The following is a 17941-nucleotide window of genomic DNA, read 5'->3' as shown; positions in this document are numbered from 1 at the left end:
TCCTTGGTCTGGCCGTGGCGCTAGCGGGGCCCGGCGTAGGCGGCCAGCAGGGCGGCGGTGTCGGCATCGAGCTCGATGCCCTCCGCGCGGCTGCGCGCCAGCCGGCCCAGCTCGATTTCCCCGGGGACGATGACGGGCTGGCCGGGGTCGACCGGCGTGCTGCCATGCAGGATGGCGGCGAAGTCGTTCATCCGATCGGCCAGCCAGGCGGTGGAGCCGAGCCGCCGCGTGTCGATCAGGATGAAGAAGTGCCCCAGGTTCTGCGGTTGGTCCGGCGCCTCGACCCAGGACTTCACGTGGGTCAGGTAGGCGGCGTTGGAAAGCAGGCCGGCGAACAGGTCCACCATCAAGGCCAGGCCATAGCCCTTGTGCCCGCCTATGGGGAGCAGGAAACCGTCCAGGGCGGCGGCCGGGTCGGTGGTGGGACGGCCGGCCTGGTCGGTGGCCCAGGTGTCGGGAATGGACTGGCCCTGCTTGAGGGCGCGGCGGATCTTGGCGCGCGCCACGACGCTCATCGCCATGTCGAGCAGGAAGGGATCGCCGCCCGGGTTGGGCACTCCGAATCCGATCGGGCTGTTGCCCAGCCGGGCGTCGCTTCCGCCCCAGGGGGCGATGGTGGTGGTGGCATTGCTGCCGATGATGCTGGCGAACCCATCCTGGGCGGCGATCAGCGAATAGGGCGAGACCGGACCGAAATGGTTGCTGCCGCGTGCGAACGCGACACCCACGCCGCATTCCGTCGCGGCTTCCATGGCCGCGCGCAGGGCATGCATGCCGACCAGCGGGCCGACACCGTTGCCGCCGTCCACCAGCCGTAGCGCGGGGGCCACCGTGTGCACCGTCACCTGGGCGCGCGCGGCGATACCGCCGACCTTCAGCCGCTCGCCATACGATTCGAGGCGGCTCAGGCCGTGGGTCGACAAGCCGAACATGTCGGCCAGCACCAGCACGCGGGTGACGTCCCGGGCGTCCTGCTCGGGCAGGCCCAGCGCGCGGAACGCCAGGATGCCCAGGCGGGTCAGCTCTGCTTCGGAATATTTCGTAGGCGGGACGACGTTGGATGACATGAAGCGTTCCTGCGTAGGGGAAGAGTGGGAAATCAATCTGCCGAGATGCCGGCGGCGCGAACCACCGCACCCCAGCGCGCCTGTTCGCTGCGGATGAAGGCCGCGAATTCGGCGGGCCCCTGGCCCAGCGATTCGCTGGAGTCGTGCTGCAGGCGCTGCTGGACCGAAGGCGAATGCAGCGCCTTCAGCGCTTCCTCGTGCAGGCGGTGGACAACGGGCCGGGGCGTGCCGGCCGGCGCCAGCAGGCCGAACCACTGGGAGCTCTCGAAGTCCGGGTAGCCGAGTTCGGCCACGGTGGGAACGTCGGGCAGCACCGCCAGGCGCTTCGAGGCGCCTACGGCAAGGATGCGAATCCGGCCGGCCTGGAACGGCGGCAAGAGGCCCGGCGTGCCGGCGGCCGCGGCGTCGATGTGGCCGGCGATCAGGTCGGCGACCTGGGCGCCGGTGCCCTTGTAGGGAATGTGCGTGATGGCCGTCTTCGTCGTGGACTTGAGCATCTCGAAGGCAAGGTGTCCCGCGCTGCCGTTGCCGGCCGAGCCGTAGTTGAACTTGCCGGGCTGGGCGCGGGCCAGGCGGATGAAGGCGGGAAGGTCCGCCGCCTCCACCCGTTCGGACACCGCGAACACCATGGGCAAGCGCGCCAGCAGGGTAATGGGGGCGAAGTCCTTGTCGACCTGGTAGGGCAGGTCTTTCATCATGGCCGGGTTGACCGCCAGCGTGCCCACGTGGCCAAGCACGATGGTGTAGCCGTCGGGCCGGGCGCGGGCCACTTCGTTGGTGGCGATCGTGCCCTGGCCGCCGCCCTTGTTTTCCACCACCACCGCCTTGCCCAGGCCTTTCGCCATTTCCGTGGCGATGGCGCGGGCGATCACGTCCGAACTGCCGCCGGGACCGTAGGGCACCAGCAGGCGTACGGGCTTGGCGGGCGTCCAGGTGTCGGCCTGCGCCGGACCGGGCGAGGCGGCGGCCAGCAGCGCGCTGCCGGCAAGCAGCCGCAAGACGAGAAGGCGGGAAATCGAGCGTGGCAAGTCTGTCTCCGTATCTGGCTTCGCCCTGGAAGCAAGGCTGTGGACGCATCTTGGGCGACGACCAAACAGGAGTAAAGTGCAAAAATTGGATGGATTCTTGACGAAAACGCATGAAATTCGACCTGGCCGATCTGCGCGCCTTTCTTGCCGTGGCGGACCTGGGAAGCTTCCGGGCCGCTTCCGAGTCCCTGTACGTGTCGCAGTCCGCGCTGTCCCGGCGGGTGGACAAGCTGGAGGATGCCCTGGGCGTCAAGCTGTTCGAACGGACCACGCGCAAGGTCCAGCTGACGACCATAGGGCGCGGTTTCGTGCCGCGCGCCAGGAACGTCCTCAACGAGCTCGAGCATGCGCTGATAGGGATCCAGGATGTGGCCGAGAAACTGTCGGGCGAGGTGACCATCGCCTGCGTGCCGTCGGCGGTGGCCTACTTCCTGCCCGAGGTCATCCGCCAGTACCACCAGAAATATCCGCGCATCCGCATCCGCATCATCGACGAGTCATCGTCCGAGGTCCTGACCGCGGTGGCGCGCGGCGACGCCGACTTCGGGCTGACCTACATCGGCACGCAGGATGCCGAGATCGCGTACCAGCCCTTGCTGAACGAACCCTTCGTGGTCGCGCTGCGGCGCGACCATCCCCTGGCCGCGCGGCGCACGCTGACCTGGGCGCAACTGGCCGATCACCATTTCATCCGGCTGGCCCAGGGCAGCGGCAACCGCTTCCTGATGGACCAGGCCCTTGCCCATAGCGAGCACCAGCCGCGATGGTTCTGCGAGGTCCAGCACGTGCCCGCGCTGGTCAGCCTGGTGGAAGCGGGAGTGGGCATAGGCGTCGTGCCGCAACTGGCCATGCCCAAGGGCCGGCATGCGGCCCTGGTCAGCAAGCCCTTGCGCGAGCCGGCCATCAGCCGGGACATCGGCCTGATCCACCGGCGCGGCAGGCAGCTCAGTCCGGTCGCCCAACTGCTTTACGACATGTTGATGAATACCCGGCGCACGGTTTGAGGCGCCGGTGTCATGCCAGGCCGACGCCGCGCATGATCAGTTTCAGCACGGCCGCGACGATGCCCAGCGCGGCCACGCCGCCCGCCCACAGCGCGAGCAGCCAGGCGAGGCGGCGCGGCCAGGCGCGGTGCGCGCCGACCATCAGTGGTAGCCCTCGCCATGGCGCACCTTGCCGCGGAAGACCCAGTATCCCAGGGCGGTGTACATCAGCACGAACGGGATCACCAGCAGCGCGCCCACCAGCGTGAAGCCCATGCTTTGCGGCGGCGCGGCCGCGTCCCAGATCGAGATGCCGGGGGGAATGACGTAGGGCCACAGACTGATGCCCAGTCCGCTGTATCCCAGGAAGACCAGGGCCAGGGTCAGCAGGAAAGGCGAGGCGTGGCCGTCCCGGCGCAGGGCGCGCAACAGCCCCCAGGTCACCAGCAGCACCAGCACCGGCACCGGCGCGAACCAGACGATGTTGGGGAAGCTGAACCAGCGCTCGGCGATGGGCGGATGCGTGAGTGGCGTCCAGATGCTGATGACGCCGATCACCGCCAGCGTGATCCAGGCCAGCCGCGCGCCGATGCGCCGCATGCGGGCCTGCAGTTCGCCTTCGGTCTTCAGGACCAGCCAGGTTGCCCCGAGCAGCGCATAGGCGCACAGCAGTCCCAGCCCGGTGAACAATGGAAACGGCGAGATCCAGTCGAAGGCGCCGCCCGCGTAGTTGCCGTCGCGCACGGGCAGGCCGTTCAGGAAGGCGCCCAGCGTGACGCCCTGGCAGAACGTGGCCAGCAGCGAACCGCCCGCGAATGCGCGGTCCCACAGCCGCCGCTCATGGTCGCGGGCCTTGAAGCGGAACTCGAAGGCCACGCCGCGGAAGATCAGGCCCACCAGCATCAGGATGAGCGGCAGCGCCAGCGCGCTCAGGATGACCGAATAGGCCAGGGGAAAAGCGGCCAGCAGGCCGGCGCCGCCCAGCACCAGCCAGGTTTCGTTGCCGTCCCAGACCGGCGCCACGGTGTTCATCATCACGTCGCGCTCGTCCTTGTCCGGGAAAAACGGGAACAGGAGGCCGATGCCCAGATCGAAGCCATCCATGATGACGTACATCATGATGCCGAACAGGATGATCACGGCCCAGATCAGCGGCAGGTCAATGCCCATGGTGCGACTCCTCCGGCGCCTCGCCGTCGCCGTCTTCCTGCGCGGCCGACAGCGGCCGCATGGGTTGGCGCCGTTCGCCCGGCCCGCCGCCGGCGTCGCGCCGGTGTTCGGCGGGAGCAGGCCCCTTGGCCAGCAACCTCAGTCCGTAGGCGGTGCCCGCGCCGAACACCGCGAAGTACACGACCACGAACAGCAGCAGGGTGAAGGCCACCTGCCCGGTCGTGTGCTGCGGCGTGGCCGCGTCTGCCGTGCGCAGCAGGCCGTACACCGTCCAGGGCTGGCGACCGATCTCGGTGGTGTACCAGCCGGCAAGGATGGCGGCCAGGCCCGCCGGCGACATCGCCAGCGCGAAGCGCAGGAAGGGCCGCGACGCGTACAGCCGGGACGAGCGCCGCAGCCACAGCCCGCACAGCGCCAGCGCGATCATCAACAGGCCCAGGCCGACCATGATGCGGAAGGTCCAGAACACGATGGTCGAGTTCGGGCGGTCCTCGGGCGGGAATTCCTTCAGGGCCGGGATTTCGCCATCCCAGCTGTGGGTCAGGATCAGGCTGCCCAGGCGGGGCACGTCGACCTTGTAGCGCGTGGTCTCCGCCTTCATGTCCGGCCAGCCGAACAACGTCAGCGGCACCCCTTCGCCCGCCGGCGGGCGTTCCCAATGCCCCTCGATGGCAGCCAGCTTGGCGGGTTGGTACCGCAGCGTGTTCAGTCCGTGCTGGTCGCCCAGGATGGCCTGGATGGGCGCCGCGGCCAGCAGCATCCACATGGCCATCGACAGCATGGTGCGCACCGGCGGGCTGCCGTGCCCGCGCAGCAGGTGCCATGCGGCGGTACCGCCAACCATCAGGGCCGTCGCGAGGTAGGCCGCGGTCACCATGTGGGCCAGCCGGTAGGGAAAGGACGGGTTGAAGATGACGGCCAGCCAGTCCACCGGCACGACCCGTCCGTCGATGATCTCGTGTCCCTGCGGGGTGTGCATCCAGCTGTTCGAGGCCAGGATCCAGGTGGCCGAGATCAGCGTGCCGATCGCCACCGCCAGGGTCGAGACGAAGTGCAGGCCGGGTCCCACCCGCTTCAGGCCGAACAGCATGACGCCCAGGAAGCCCGCCTCGAGGAAGAAGGCGGTCAGGACTTCGTAGGTCAGCAGGGGGCCGGTGATGCTGCCCGCGAAGCGCGAGAAGTTGCTCCAGTTGGTGCCGAACTGGTAGGCCATCACGATGCCCGACACCACGCCCATCGCGAAGGCGACCGCGAACACCTTCAGCCAGAAGTGGTACAGGTCGATGTAGGCCTGGCGCCGGGTACGCAGCCATAGTGCTTCCAGCACGACCAGGTAGCTCGCCAGCCCGATGGTCAGGGCGGGAAAGATGATGTGGAAGGAGATCGTGAACCCGAACTGGATACGGGCGAGCAGCAGGGCGTCCATGGCATCAGGGTATGGTGGAGCGGCGTCGGCGGCGCCTCGTCAGCAGAAGGGCGGCCAGTACCACGACCAGGATCGCCACGCCTATCAGCGTCCAGACGATGAAGGGCTGGACCTTGGCGAGCAGGGGACGGGGACCGCCCTGGCGGGCGATCGCCACGTCGCGGCCGGACACGCGGGACGCGCCGTTGCCGTACTGGGCCAGCACGTAGTTCGAGATGGCGGCGATCTGCTCGTCGGACAGCGCGCTGACGTAGGACTGGCCGTCGAAGCGCGGCATCAGGGCATGTTCGCCTCCGGCGTCGCGCTCGACGCCATAGAGCATGACGGCGACGAGATTGGCGGGGTTCGGCCCGCCGGTGGCCGTGTTGTGGAACAGCGAAGGATAGCGCTGGTTGGCGCTGCCGGAGCCGTCGGCCTGGTGGCAACTGGCGCAGTGGGCGCTGTAGAGCGCCGCGCCGGTCTTCAGGCTGTCGCGCTCGTTGGGGCCATGCGTGCCGCGCAGCTCGGCCTCGCTGCTGAAGGCGCGCCCCTGGGCGTAGGCCGGCCGTGCCGGCGCGCCTTCGTCGGCGACGGGCCGGACCGTACGCAGGTAGGCCACCATGGCCTGGAGATCTTCCGGCCGCAGGTGCTGGAAACTGTTCTCGACCGCCTCGGCCATGGGGCCGGCGGCCTGGCCCTTGCCTGCGGCGTGGCCGGTACGCAGGTACCGGACCAGGTCCTCGTCGCTCCAGCCGCCTATGCCTGAAGCATGGGGCGTGATGTTGGGTGCGTACCAGGCTCCCAGTCCGCTCCCGGCCAGGAAGCGGCTTTCGCGTTCGGCCATCAGCGCGTTGCGCGGCGTATGGCAGGTGCTGCAATGGGCCAGCGCGTTGGCGAGATAGGCCCCGCGGTTGACCTCCTCGCTGGCGCCGGCGTCTGGCTGGAAGCGCTCGTCCTTCAGGAACAGCAGGTTCCAGGCGGCCATGGACAGGCGCAGGTTGAAGGGGAAAGGCAGCCGGGTCCGGGCGACCTCCGTGTCCACCGGTTCGACCCCTTGCATGAAATAGACATAAAGCGCGTGCACGTCTTCGTCGCTGATCGCGGTATAGGCGGTGTAGGGCATGGCCGGGTAGAGATGGGCGCCGTCCGCCCGTATTCCCTGGCGCAGCGCGCGGGCGAACTGCGCCTCGGTGTAGTTGCCTATGCCGGCCGTCTTCGATGGCGTGATGTTGGTCGCATAAATGGTGCCCAGCGGGGACTCCACGCTGTAGCCGCCCGCATACGGCTTGCCGCCCTTGGCCGTGTGGCAGGCCGTGCAGTCGGCGGCGACGGCCAGATAGCGGCCGCGTTCGATCAGGGCAGCATCCGCCGGCGCGCCGGGCGCCGGTGCCGGCTGCGCGGCCACCGCCGCCGGCATGCCGAGGACCAGCGCCGCGATGGCCGTGGCGCGGCGGGCGGAACGCAACGGCCATGTCGTATGCGTGCGCATCCTAGCCTCGCCCCAGTTCCCGTTCGATGGAGGCCGCCGCCTTCAGGCCCAGGGCCACCATGGTCAGGGTGCTGTTGACCACGCTGGCCGACGGCATGGCGCCGCCGCCCGGCAGCCACAGGTTCGGATGGTCGTGGGCCCGGCAGTCGCCATCCACCACCGAGTCCCTGGGGTTCGCGCCCATGATGGTGCCGCCCATGATGTGGTTGTTGGCGTTCAGGTCCGGCGTGATGTGGAACTCCACCGCGTCGAACAGGCTGCCTATGTGTTCGAGCTGGCGGCGCGAAGCTTCGGCGCCCTTGCGCACGTAGTCGCCCACGTCGTAGTGGATGTCGGGACAGGCCAGGCCCAGCGGATCGCGCCGGGTGATGCTCAGCGTAAGCCTGTTGCTGGGATCCGGCAGCGGCTCCAGGCTGATCGACAGGTCCACGCCATAGGCGGTGCGGCGGCGGATCTCGTCGTCCAGCGCCTTGCCGACCAGGCCGAGCTTGAGGGCCTGCGTGGTGGCGGGGCCGACACGCGTGATGTTGTTCAGGATGATCTTGTTGGCCGAGTATTCCGAGCGGAAGGCCCCGTCGCGCGGACCGACTAGGCAACTGCTCTGCGCCGGCCCGCGCCCGGTCCAGATCGGTTCACGCGCGAGGAAGGTGCAGTGGAAGCCCGAGTGATCCATCATGTTGCGTCCGACCTGGTCGGACGAGTTCGCGATGCCGCGTGGGTTGCGTTCATTGGCGGCGAGCAGCAGCAGGCGAGGAGTCTCGATCCCGTTGCAGGCCAGCACGAACATCCTGCCCATGGCCTGGTGCGACTGCCGTTGCGCGTCATACCAGTGCACCGCCGTGATGCGGTTGTTCTCGTCGGTGTCCAGCCGATAGGCCACCGCCTGCTCCAGCACCTTGGCGCCCTTGCCCTCGGCGCTGGTCACGTGGTGGATGCCGTTGTACATGGCCGAGATGGGGCAGATGGGCTGGCAGTTGTTGTTGCCGCAGCAGGCGGGACGGCCATGCCAGGGCTGCGTGTTGCGCGCCTGGGGAATGGGCACGGAACGGTAGCCGTGGGCGTTGACCACTTCCGCGAAGCGCCGGTCGCCATAACCCCAGGGGATCATGTCCATCGGATAGGGCCGGCTGCGCTCGGACGGTGATTGCAGCGCGGGATCGTTGGGACCGGCCACGCCCATGCGGTCCTCGGCTTCGCAATAGAAGGGCTCCAGCTCGTCATACGAGATCGGCCAGTCGCGTCCGACCCCATAGGCGCTCCGCATGCGCAGGTCCACGGGCAGATGGCGCCAGCACGATGCGGCCCAGTGCCAGGTCGTGCCCCCCACCACGCGCAGGTAGCCCTGCTGGAAGCCGCCGCCGCTGGGGCCGGTGGTCAGCACGTAGTCGTTCTTGGGGAAGTACAGCGGCGCGGGGGCCAGCGGGGATTGGGGAAACAGTCCCTGGAAGTCGGACCCCACGCGATTGAAGAAGGGCATGTTGCGCCAGTTCTCGACCGCCTGGCCGCGATCGATCCGCGGGCCGGCCTCCAGGACCAGCACGGCATGGCCCTGGCCGGCAAGCTGGTCGGCGATCATGGCGCCGACCACGCCCGAGCCCACCACGACGATATCGGCGGAGGCATTTCCCTGGGCGTCGAAGGAGGGCGTCTTCATCGGCCTTCCCCGGACGGGGCGCCCTGGGGCGTGGAACGAGGCGGCGCCGGGGGCCGCGTGGTCGGAACGGGAAAGCCGGTCGTGGGCGCTTCGGGGCCGGGACGCTCCACCGGGGGCGAGACGCCTATCGGAGGCGGGTCGGCCACCCACCAGGCGGGACCGTAATTGCAGTAGGTCGGCACGGTCTGGGCGTCCTGGACGGGGCGGTACATCAGGGCGTCGCGATAGGCCACGACGGTGGCCCTGCTGTCCGCGCCCACCGAGCCCGTGTACCAGGCCGCGACCACGGCCAGCGCGGTCTCGCGCAGGCCGGCCTCGGTGGCGCGCTGCAGCAGCGATTCGGGTTCGGCCGCATCGCCAGCCAGGCCGGCCAGCTTCGCGGCCTGTCCCGGGAAGTCCGCGGAGGCCTGGCGCATGGCGTCGTAGATGCGTCCGGCCGTTACGGGATTCAGGTCGCCGTGTCCGGTCATGGCTTGCGAGAAGCGCAGGAAGGACTCCTGTTCGGGGGACAAGGCGGCGGGGCGGGATGCCGCGCTACCCGAGGCGGGGGCGGCGCCCGAGGCCAGGCGCAGCAGCCAGGGACCGCCCAGCAGGGCCGCCAGCGACACCGCCAGCATCTGCCGGCGAGCCGTGTCGCAGCCCCGCACGCCCGGCTGCGGCGTGAAATCGGACCGGGGCCTGCCCGGCTTGGCGTCGCTCATGCCATCTCCTTCGGACTGGATGAGCGGCACCGCCGCGCCACGTCGGGACGTTCCGCGGGTTCGCTCGTAGCGGACGGCAAGCAAGCGGCATGCCGCGGCGCCGCACCGGCCCCGACCCGCGCGGCGGCCCCCGGAAAGAGCCGGGGTGCGGACCCGGCGCCGGGCCGCGCCGCGGGCCGGCCCATGCAATATTTGCCGCCGGCCCTGGAGAGGATTACACGGCAGCCGCTTCGGTCGAGCTTGCGAAACGCGCCGCCGCGCTCAGCACCGCGAGTATCGACGCCACGACGATGTTGGCGTGGCGGCCCGCGCCGTAGCGGGTCCCCGGAACGCCGGGCAGGGCGGCCTCGACGACGGCGAAGGCCTGGGCGTCGGCGCCGGCTCCCAGGCTGCGCTCTTCGTAGCCATCGATGCGCAGCGGCACGCCGAGCGCGTCCACCGTCGCCGCGATGGGCCCGTTGCCGGTGCCGCACAGGCGGCGCACGCGCCCCGTCCCGTCCGCCACTTCCAGTTCGATGCCCTGGCCTGCCTCGGCGTCGAACAGCCGGTGGCCGCGATAGACCAGCGAGCCGCCCTCGGCGGTCGGCGCCAGATAGGTGCGGCTGAACAGCGCCCACAGTTCGTCGCTGCCGAGCTCCGTTTCGCTGGCGTCCGCATGCTTTTGCACGATGGCGCCGAACTCCACCTGCATGCGGCGCGGCATGACCACGCCACGGTCGCGCTGGAGCAGGAAAGCGATGCCGCCCTTGCCCGACTGACTGTTGACGCGGACGATGCTGTCGTAGGTGCGACCCAGGTCGTGCGGATCGATGGGCAGGTAGGGAACTTCCCAGAAATCGCCTTCGCTGCGCGCCGCGAAGCCCTTGGCGATGGCGTCCTGGTGCGACCCCGAGAAAGCGGTGAAGACCAGGTCGCCGACATACGGATGGCGGGGATGGATGGGCAGGGCGGTGCATTCCTCGGCCACCCGTGCCACGGCGGCGATGTCCGAGAAATCCAGCCCGGGGTGGATGCCCTGCGTGTACAGGTTCAGTGCCAGCGTGACCAGGTCGAGATTGCCGCTGCGCTCGCCGTTGCCGAACAGGCAGCCTTCCACGCGCTCGGCGCCCGCCAGCAGGGCCTGCTCGGCGCAAGCCACGCCGGTGCCCCGGTCGTTGTGGGGGTGCACGGACAGGACCACGTGCTCGCGCCGCTCGATACGGCCGTTCATCCATTCGATCTGGTCGGCGAACACGTTGGGGGTGGCTACCTCCACGGTGGTCGGCAAGTTGATGATGACGGGCCGCCCGGGGCCCGCGTCCCAGGCGCGTATGGCCGTGTTGCACATCTGCAGCGACACCTCCAGCTCGGCCATGCAGAAGGTCTCCGGCGAATACTGCAGGACCCATTCGGTTTCCGGGCAGTCGTCGGTCAGCGTGCGCAGGAGCCGCACGTGGTGCTCGACCATCCGCCGGATCTCGGGCACGGACATGCCGAACACCACCCGGCGCCAGGCAGACGCGATGGCGTTGTAGAAATGGACGATGGCCCGCCGGGCTCCCCGGATGCTGCGGACGGTTTCGCGGATCAGGTCCTCGCGCAACTGCGTGATGACCATGGGCGTGACGTCGTCGGGAATGCGACGCTGGTCGACCAGGTGCCGGACGATGTCGAAGTCGGTGCGCGAGGCGGCGGGAAAGCCGACCTCGATTTCCTTGAATCCCAGCCGCACGAGCTCGTCGAACAACCGCAGCTTGCGGTCGCGGTTCATCGGTTCGAACAGGGCCTGGTTGCCGTCGCGCAGATCGGTCGACAGCCAGACGGGCGCCCGCGCGATGGTGCGCGTAGGCCATTGGCGGCCGGGCAGGTGGACGGGAGGGAAGGGGCGATACTTGGTTTCGGGATGGTCGATCATGACAGGCCTCGGAATGTGGACGCGATCTCCCTGCTTTCAGGTAAAAGCTGCGTCCGGCCGGGGTCTGGGGAGATCAGCGGGTGTCCGTGGTCGTCGTGCGCGCAGGCAGACCCCGGCCGGAGGGCAGGGGCCGTAGTGGCGAAAGCGCGTGGAAGACGAGGTGCATGGGGTCAACCGGATAATCGATGCCGTCAAGGATAGAAGCGGCGGATCATGGCCGTATTGCGCGTTTTGGCCTTTTCTTGTCGCGAAATGGTCAGTCCAAGGTAGTATGGGCCATGATTTCCCATGCCGCCGGTTCCGCCTACGACTCCACCGCCACGCCCGTGACCGGCGTGGCGGTGGACTACCCGGCCGGCCACGTCATTCCTCCCCACAGCCACCCGCGATCGCAACTGGTCTATGCCATCGAAGGTGTGCTGGCGGTGGAAACCGCCGCCGGCCGCTGGGTCGTGCCGCCCACCCGCGCGGTCTGGCTGCAAGCGGGGGTCGAGCACACCATCCGCGCGCGTGGGGCGGTACGCATGCGCAGCCTGTTCGTCAACGTGGACGCGATCGAGGGCGTGCCCGGAAGCGATTGCGTGATCGACGTTCCGCCGCTGCTGCGCGAGCTGATCCTGGCCGCCACCCTGGTGCCGCCGGACTACCCGGCCGATAGCCGCGATGGCCGGTTGATGCGCTTCCTGCTGGACGAACTGCGTGCCTTGCCGGTGCTGCCGTTCCACCTGCCCTGGCCCGAGGATGCGCGCATCGCGCGCGTGTGCCGGGCCCTGACCGAGGATCCCGCCGCCACCGTCACGGCGCAGCTGTGGGCAGCCCGGCTGGCGATGAGTCCCAAGACTTTCCATCGCCACTTCCTGCGCAGCACCGGCGTGAGCTTCGGCCGATGGCGCCAGCAGGCCCGGCTGCTGCTGGCGCTCGAGGCGCTGGCCCAGGGCCTGCCGGTGCTGCGGGTCGCGTTCGATCACGGCTACGAGAGCCAGAGCGCATTCGCGGCCGCGTTCAAGCGGCAGTTCGGCGTGCCGCCGACGGCGTTCTATCGCTAGGGTTGTGCGAGGCCTCTTTTGGCGTGGGCAGGCCCGAGGCATGCCGGTGTCATGCTCCGTCCCCATTTCTTCCGTTCGACAAGCGAAACGCGGACGCGCTAGAATCCTCGCCGGAGCAGAAACGCGCACATGGCCGCGGCTCCCGACTCACCTCAAGACATGAACCGCATCGTTTCGAACCAAGCAGCTCAGTGGTGGCGCTTCCGCTAGGAAGCGGCATGTCGTTGCGGTTCGAAAACTGCACCCTGCCGCCGTAACCGGTGGCAGGTCGCGATTTCACACAGCTCCTCCGGCACGGCGGCTCCCGATCCAGGAGATTGTCCGTGCATCCAGCAGTACCTCCCCTTGCCAGCCGACCCCCCGCACACGCGCTTCGTGGCTCGTCGCTCGCGTGGTGGCGCCCGCTCTCGTGCGGCGCGATCGCCGACGTGTTCCCGGCCACCGGCCTGTTCGATTCCACGGGGAGAGCGGCATGCTGCTGATGCTCGACAACTACGATTCCTTTACCTACAACCTGGTCCAGTACTTCGGCGAACTCGGCGCGGACGTGCGGGTGTACCGCAACGACCAGATCACGCTGGACGAGATCGCGGCCCTGGCGCCCGAGCGCATCTGCATCTCGCCCGGACCGTGCTCGCCCGCCGAGGCCGGCATCTCGGTGCCGCTGATCCAGGCCTATGCCGGCAAGGTGCCCATCCTGGGCGTGTGCCTGGGCCACCAGTCCATCGGCGCCGCGTTTGGTGGCAAAATCGTCCGCGCGCGGCAGATCATGCACGGCAAGACGTCGGCCCTGACCCATACGGGCAGCGACGTGTTCCGGGACTTGCCGTCCCCCTACACGGTCATCCGGTACCACTCGCTCGCCATCGAACGCGACAGCCTGCCCGATTGCCTGGAGGTGACGGCGCAGACCGACGATGGGGAGATCATGGGCGTGCGCCATCGCAGCCTCCCTGTCTACGGGGTGCAATTCCATCCCGAATCCGTCCTGAGCGAGCACGGCCATGCCTTGCTGCGCAATTTCCTGCAGTTGAACGCATGAACCAGCGGCAACGATTTCCCAAGGAGTCCATGGTGCCCATTACCCCTACCGAAGCGCTGGTGCGTTGCATCGAACACCGCGAGATCTTCCATGACGAGATGCTGTCGCTGATGCGCATGCTGATGCGCGGCGAGATGTCGCCGGCGACCGCGGCCGCGCTCATCATGGGCCTGCGCGTGAAGAAGGAGACCATAGGCGAGATCACCGCCGCCGCGCAGGTCATGCGCGAGTTCGCCGACGGCGTGAAAGTGCCCGATACCGATGGCCTGGTCGATCTGGCGGGCACGGGCGGCGATGGCGCGCATACCTTCAACATCTCGACCGCGGCCATGTTCGTGGCGGCGGCCGGCGGCGCCAAGATCGCCAAGCACGGCAATCGCGGAGTCTCGTCGTCCTCGGGCAGCGCCGACGTGCTGGAGGCGCTGGGCGCCAACGTCATGCTGCCGTCCGCCGCCGTGGCCGAGTGCATCGAGGCCACCGGCATCGGCTTCATGTTCGCGCCCATCCACCACTCGGCCATGAAGAACATCGCGCCCATCCGCAAGGAACTGGCGGTGCGCACCATCTTCAACCTGCTGGGGCCGCTGACCAATCCGGCCGGCGCCGCCAACCAGCTGATGGGCGTGTTCCATCCCGACCTGGTCGGCATCCAGGTGCGGGTGTTGCAGCGCCTGGGGTCCAAGCACGTGCTGGTGGTCTACGGCAAGGACGGCATGGACGAGGCCTCGCTGGGCGCGGCCACGATGGTGGGGGAACTGCGCGATGGCGAGGTCCACGAATACGAGATCCATCCCGAGGACTTCGGTCTCCAGATGGTGTCGAATCGCAGCCTGAAAGTCGCCAACCGCGACGAATCCCGTGAACTCGTGCTGGAAGCCCTGTCCAACGTACCGGGCCCCGCGCGCGACATCGTCGCGCTGAACGGCGGGCTGGCCATGTATGCCGGCAACACCGTGTCATCGGTGGCCGAAGGCATACGCAAGGCCTTCGAGCTGATCGCCAGCGGCGCCGCGCGCGCACGGCTGGACGAGTTCGTCTCCTTCACCAGGAAGGCGGCGCAGTAGGCCGTCTTCGCACAGGAATCTTGATGGGCGGGTCATGAGTGACATTCTCCAACGCATACTGGAAGTAAAGGCCGAAGAGGTCGCCACCGCGCGCCTGCTTCGCAGCGAATCCGACCTGCGGCGCGAAGCCGAGGCCCGGCAGGACGTGCGGGGCTTCGCGCAGGCGATCGAGGGCAAGGTGGCCGCGGGCCAGTCCGGCGTCATCGCCGAGATCAAGAAGGCATCGCCGTCCAAGGGCCAGCTGCGCGAGAACTTCCAGCCCGACGAGATCGCGGCTTCGTATGCCGCGCATGGCGCGGCCTGCCTGTCGGTGCTGACCGACGTGCAGTTCTTCCAGGGGTCGCAGGACTACCTGCGGCGCGCCCGCGCCGCATGCGCGCTGCCGGTGCTGCGCAAGGATTTCATCGTCGATTCCTATCAGGTGGTCGAGGCCAGGGCGATGGGCGCCGATTGCATCCTGCTGATCGTGGCAGCGCTGGAGCCCTCGCAATTGCGGGACCTGGAAGCGCTGGCGCTGGAACTCGGCATGGACGTGCTGGTGGAAGTCCATGACGCGGCGGAGCTCGACACCGCCCTGGAACTGCGCACGAGCCTGCTCGGCATCAACAATCGCAACCTGCGGACCTTCGAGGTCTCGCTGCATGCCACGATCGACCTGTTGCCGCGGATCCCGGCCGGCAAGCGGGTGGTCACGGAAAGCGGCATCCTGGGCCCGTCCGACGTCCGGCAGATGCGGGAATACGGCGTCAATGCCTTCCTGGTCGGAGAGGCGTTCATGCGGGCCCCCGACCCCGGCGTCGAGCTGGCGCGGCTGTTCGCATGAACGCCGTCAAGGGTTTCGATGGCGGCGCGTCCGCCGATCTCTTCGCGGCGGAGCCGGACAATCGCCTGGCCGAACCGCTGCAGGCCCACGTGGATCGCCTGCCTGCCGGCTGGCGTGAGTTGCTGGCCGACGCATTGGCCAGCCCGTCCTTCGACGCGCTGCGGCGCTTCGTCGACTTGCGCCGGGAAGCGGGCGCCGTGATCTATCCGGCCTTGCCGTTCCGCGCGCTGGACCTGGCCACGCCCGCGTCCACCCGTGTCGTGATCCTGGGGCAGGATCCCTATCATGGCCCCGGCCAGGCCCAGGGCCTGGCGTTCTCGGTGCCGGACGGCTTCAAGCGCCCGCCCAGCCTGCGCAACATCTTCAACGAGGTCGCCGCCAGCTTCGGCGGCAATCCCGCCGCCTTCGGCAACGACCTGCAGCGATGGGCCCGGCAGGGCGTGCTGCTGCTCAATACGTCGCTGACGGTGGAGGACGGCGCGCCCGCCTCGCACGCGAAACAGGGCTGGGAAGCGTTCACCGATGCGGTCATCGCCGCGATCGCGCGCGAACCCTCGCCCAAGGTCTTCATGCTGTGGGGCGCGCATGCGCAGGCCAAGCAGGCGCTGCTGCCGCCCGGCGGCAGGCACCTGGTGCTGATGGCCAATCATCCCTCGCCCCTGTCGGCCCGGCGTCCGCCGGTGCCGTTCCTGGGTTGCGGGCATTTCGAGACCGCCAACCGCTGGCTGGCGGAGCAGGGACGGGAGCCCGTCGCCTGGTGAAGGCCGGCGGCCCGGTCAGGCCGCCGCGATCACGCACTCCGTTTCGGGCGCGGGGGCGAGCTTGACCGTGAACCGGCGCAGTTCGTCGCGCCGGAACGCATGGATCTCGACCAGGTCGCCGGGCCGGTAGCGCGCCAGGAGCTTGTCCAGGTTGCCGTTCTGCACGCGCAGGCCGTCGATGGCCACCAGCACGTCCTGCGCCGACAGCCCCGCCCGGTGGGCCGGGCCGAGCGCGTATACGGTGGCCAGGCGCAGGTCTTCGCCCTGGCGCGCGGTCTTCGCGCCCAGGGAAGGAAGCGGCGACGAGGCCTTCCAGGTCAGGGCGTAGCCGTGCTGCGCGAGCAGTTCCGCCAGGGGCACGTCCTCGCGGCCGTAGGCGTGGCGGCGCAGGAAGTCCCGCGCGTCCACGCCGGTCGCTTCCCGGATCAGGTCCGGCATGGCGTCTTCCTCGACGCCGCGCGCGCCGCCCCGGTAGAAATCGCGGCCATAGCGCGTCCACAACAGCCGCATCACGTCGTCCAGGCCGTGCTTTCCCCCGGTTTCGTGGCGCAACAGCAGGTCCAGGCCCAGCGCGACCAGCGAGCCCTTGGTGTAATAGCTGACGATGGCGTTGGGCGAGTTCTCGTCCTGGCGGTAGTAGCGCGTCCAGGCGTCGAACGAGCTTTCCGCCACCGATTGCTTGAACCGGCCCGGCGCGGCATGAACCGAGGACACCGTCCTGGCCAGCGTGCGCAGGTAGTCCTGTTCGGTGATCACGCCGGCGCGCAGCACGAACAGATCGTCGTAATAGGACGTGAAGCCCTCGAACAGCCACAGCAGCCGGGTATGGTTCTCGCGCTCCAGGTCGTAGGGCGCGAAGGCCGCGGGCTTGATGCGCTTGACGTTCCAGGTGTGGAAGTATTCGTGGCTGACCAGGCCCAGGAAGTTGCGGTAGCCGTCGGTCTGCTCGGGCCGCCCCTGCACGGGCAGGTCCGAGCGCGAGGTCATCAGCGCGGTGGAGGAACGATGTTCCAGCCCGCCATAGCCGTCTCCGGTGACCATGGTCATGAACACGTAGCGGTCCGAGCTGTCCAGGAACGGCGCCCGCCGCGTCCGTGGTTCGAAGAAGGCGATCTGCTTCTCGCAGATCTTGCGGATGTCCGCCACCAGCCGGTCCAGGTCAAGATTGGGGATGTCGCCGGTGAAGACGAGTTCGTGCCGCGCCCCGAAGGCTTCGAAGCTGGCGACCTGCGGCGTGCCCATTTCGATGGGATGATCGACCAGCGCGTCGTAGTCCGGTGCGCGGTACATGCCGAAGCCGTGGCGCGGCGCGCGCTGGGGATGCCCCTGGGCCTCGGGCAGGCTGGTGTAGACCTTCCAGTCCAGGCCGCGCGGCGGCACCAGCTCCAGCAGGCAGGGCACATTGTCGTGGCCGGCCGCGCGCAGGAACACGCTGGTGCCGTTGAAGAAGCCGTGGCTCTCGTCCAGGTGGGCGGCGCGCACCGACAGGTCCCAGGCGTAGATCTCGCAGACGATCTGCAGTGGCCCGCGGCACGGCGCGGCCTGCCAGGTCTGCTTGTCCAGCTTGGTCAATTCGATCTTGCGGCCCCAGGCCCGCGCCTCGATGCTCTCGATCTGCCGCGCGAAGTCGCGGATCATGTAGCTGCCGGGAATCCAGGCGGGCAGGCTGACGCGCTGTCCGGTCGGATCCGGATCGGGGATGGACATCGTGACCCGGCAGCGGTGTCCGGCCGGGTCGATGAGTTCCAGGCGATAGGAGAGGGCTTCGGTCATGGGCGTGTGCGGCGGGGGCGCGCGCCGGCGAGGCGCAGGGC

At 68.9% G+C, this 17941-nt stretch carries 16 protein-coding genes; 6 read left to right on the top strand and 10 right to left on the bottom strand.

Going from position 1 to position 17941, the window contains the following annotated elements; genetic code table 11:
• Window positions 1–20 precede the first annotated feature (20 nt).
• Window positions 21–1067 (bottom strand): Ldh family oxidoreductase, encoded by a 1047-nt coding sequence (locus R4823_RS23875; RefSeq protein WP_338616299.1) that lies wholly within the window; start codon window positions 1065–1067, stop codon window positions 21–23.
• A 32-nt stretch (window positions 1068–1099) separates the two neighbouring features.
• The gene (locus tag R4823_RS23870; protein WP_338619227.1) at window positions 1100–2059 is read right to left on the bottom strand and encodes a tripartite tricarboxylate transporter substrate binding protein; all 960 of its coding nucleotides are present in this window, start codon (window positions 2057–2059) and stop codon (window positions 1100–1102) included.
• 146 nt (window positions 2060–2205) lie between these two features.
• Between R4823_RS23870 and R4823_RS23865 the strand changes: the two genes are divergently transcribed.
• Complete coding sequence (locus tag R4823_RS23865; RefSeq protein WP_338616297.1) at window positions 2206–3099, top strand: LysR family transcriptional regulator; 894 nt, start codon at window positions 2206–2208, stop codon at window positions 3097–3099.
• 10 nt (window positions 3100–3109) lie between these two features.
• Here the strand turns inward: R4823_RS23865 and R4823_RS23860 are convergent, their stop codons facing one another.
• From R4823_RS23860 to R4823_RS23830, 7 genes are all read right to left on the bottom strand, one after another.
• Window positions 3110–3241: a DUF2474 domain-containing protein gene (locus tag R4823_RS23860; RefSeq protein WP_338616296.1), complete on the bottom strand. Its 132-nt coding sequence runs from the start codon at window positions 3239–3241 to the stop codon at window positions 3110–3112.
• Complete coding sequence (gene cydB / locus R4823_RS23855) at window positions 3241–4248, bottom strand: cytochrome d ubiquinol oxidase subunit II (RefSeq protein WP_338616295.1); 1008 nt, start codon at window positions 4246–4248, stop codon at window positions 3241–3243. Before cydB ends, R4823_RS23860 begins: the two co-directional genes overlap by 1 nt.
• Window positions 4238–5674, bottom strand: coding sequence for a cytochrome ubiquinol oxidase subunit I (locus R4823_RS23850; protein WP_338616293.1), 1437 nt, complete (start codon window positions 5672–5674; stop codon window positions 4238–4240). The genes cydB and R4823_RS23850 overlap by 11 nt, the downstream gene beginning before the upstream one ends.
• Window positions 5675–5678: 4 nt before the next feature.
• Window positions 5679–7118: a cytochrome c gene (locus R4823_RS23845; protein WP_338616292.1), complete on the bottom strand. Its 1440-nt coding sequence runs from the start codon at window positions 7116–7118 to the stop codon at window positions 5679–5681.
• A gap of 25 nt (window positions 7119–7143) precedes the next feature.
• Window positions 7144–8796: a GMC family oxidoreductase gene (locus R4823_RS23840; RefSeq protein ID WP_338616290.1), complete on the bottom strand. Its 1653-nt coding sequence runs from the start codon at window positions 8794–8796 to the stop codon at window positions 7144–7146.
• Window positions 8793–9497 (bottom strand): sugar dehydrogenase complex small subunit, encoded by a 705-nt coding sequence (locus tag R4823_RS23835; RefSeq protein ID WP_338616288.1) that lies wholly within the window; start codon window positions 9495–9497, stop codon window positions 8793–8795. The genes R4823_RS23840 and R4823_RS23835 overlap by 4 nt, the downstream gene beginning before the upstream one ends.
• 214 nt (window positions 9498–9711) lie before the next feature.
• Window positions 9712–11391, bottom strand: a complete 1680-nt coding sequence (locus R4823_RS23830) for a 2-isopropylmalate synthase (RefSeq protein WP_338616287.1) — start codon at window positions 11389–11391, stop codon at window positions 9712–9714.
• A gap of 278 nt (window positions 11392–11669) precedes the next feature.
• Between R4823_RS23830 and R4823_RS23825 the strand changes: the two genes are divergently transcribed.
• From R4823_RS23825 to R4823_RS23805, 5 genes are all read left to right on the top strand, one after another.
• Window positions 11670–12437 (top strand): helix-turn-helix transcriptional regulator, encoded by a 768-nt coding sequence (locus R4823_RS23825; RefSeq protein ID WP_338616285.1) that lies wholly within the window; start codon window positions 11670–11672, stop codon window positions 12435–12437.
• A gap of 472 nt (window positions 12438–12909) precedes the next feature.
• On the top strand, window positions 12910–13479 hold the full coding sequence (locus R4823_RS23820) for an aminodeoxychorismate/anthranilate synthase component II (protein WP_338616284.1): 570 nt from the start codon (window positions 12910–12912) through the stop codon (window positions 13477–13479).
• A gap of 32 nt (window positions 13480–13511) precedes the next feature.
• A complete protein-coding gene (gene trpD / locus R4823_RS23815) occupies window positions 13512–14543 on the top strand; it encodes an anthranilate phosphoribosyltransferase (RefSeq protein ID WP_338619226.1) in 1032 nt (343 codons plus the stop codon).
• A 34-nt stretch (window positions 14544–14577) separates the two neighbouring features.
• Entirely contained in the window at window positions 14578–15366 is a 789-nt protein-coding gene (gene trpC / locus R4823_RS23810; RefSeq protein ID WP_338616283.1) for an indole-3-glycerol phosphate synthase TrpC, read from the top strand.
• A complete protein-coding gene (locus R4823_RS23805) occupies window positions 15363–16127 on the top strand; it encodes a uracil-DNA glycosylase (protein ID WP_338616281.1) in 765 nt (254 codons plus the stop codon). The genes trpC and R4823_RS23805 overlap by 4 nt, the downstream gene beginning before the upstream one ends.
• A 15-nt stretch (window positions 16128–16142) precedes the next feature.
• Here the strand turns inward: R4823_RS23805 and R4823_RS23800 are convergent, their stop codons facing one another.
• Complete coding sequence (locus tag R4823_RS23800; protein ID WP_338616280.1) at window positions 16143–17900, bottom strand: PDZ domain-containing protein; 1758 nt, start codon at window positions 17898–17900, stop codon at window positions 16143–16145.
• Window positions 17901–17941: the final 41 nt, after the last annotated feature.

The organism is Pigmentiphaga sp. CHJ604, assembly GCF_036972535.1.
GTDB classification, from domain to species: domain Bacteria; phylum Pseudomonadota; class Gammaproteobacteria; order Burkholderiales; family Burkholderiaceae_B; genus Pigmentiphaga; species Pigmentiphaga daeguensis.
This window is presented reverse-complemented; position numbering and strand designations above follow the sequence as displayed.

Coding starts and splice junctions, on each gene's coding strand:
- R4823_RS23875 (WP_338616299.1), bottom strand. CDS start 1,067: ATGTCATCCAACGTCGTCCCGCCTACGAAATATTCCGAAGCAGAGCTG.
- R4823_RS23865 (WP_338616297.1), top strand. CDS start 2,206: ATGAAATTCGACCTGGCCGATCTGCGCGCCTTTCTTGCCGTGGCGGAC.
- R4823_RS23860 (WP_338616296.1), bottom strand. CDS start 3,241: ATGGTCGGCGCGCACCGCGCCTGGCCGCGCCGCCTCGCCTGGCTGCTC.
- cydB (WP_338616295.1), bottom strand. CDS start 4,248: ATGGGCATTGACCTGCCGCTGATCTGGGCCGTGATCATCCTGTTCGGC.
- R4823_RS23850 (WP_338616293.1), bottom strand. CDS start 5,674: ATGGACGCCCTGCTGCTCGCCCGTATCCAGTTCGGGTTCACGATCTCC.
- R4823_RS23840 (WP_338616290.1), bottom strand. CDS start 8,796: ATGAAGACGCCCTCCTTCGACGCCCAGGGAAATGCCTCCGCCGATATC.
- R4823_RS23835 (WP_338616288.1), bottom strand. CDS start 9,497: ATGAGCGACGCCAAGCCGGGCAGGCCCCGGTCCGATTTCACGCCGCAG.
- R4823_RS23830 (WP_338616287.1), bottom strand. CDS start 11,391: ATGATCGACCATCCCGAAACCAAGTATCGCCCCTTCCCTCCCGTCCAC.
- R4823_RS23825 (WP_338616285.1), top strand. CDS start 11,670: ATGATTTCCCATGCCGCCGGTTCCGCCTACGACTCCACCGCCACGCCC.
- R4823_RS23820 (WP_338616284.1), top strand. CDS start 12,910: ATGCTGCTGATGCTCGACAACTACGATTCCTTTACCTACAACCTGGTC.
- trpC (WP_338616283.1), top strand. CDS start 14,578: ATGAGTGACATTCTCCAACGCATACTGGAAGTAAAGGCCGAAGAGGTC.
- R4823_RS23805 (WP_338616281.1), top strand. CDS start 15,363: ATGAACGCCGTCAAGGGTTTCGATGGCGGCGCGTCCGCCGATCTCTTC.
- R4823_RS23800 (WP_338616280.1), bottom strand. CDS start 17,900: ATGACCGAAGCCCTCTCCTATCGCCTGGAACTCATCGACCCGGCCGGA.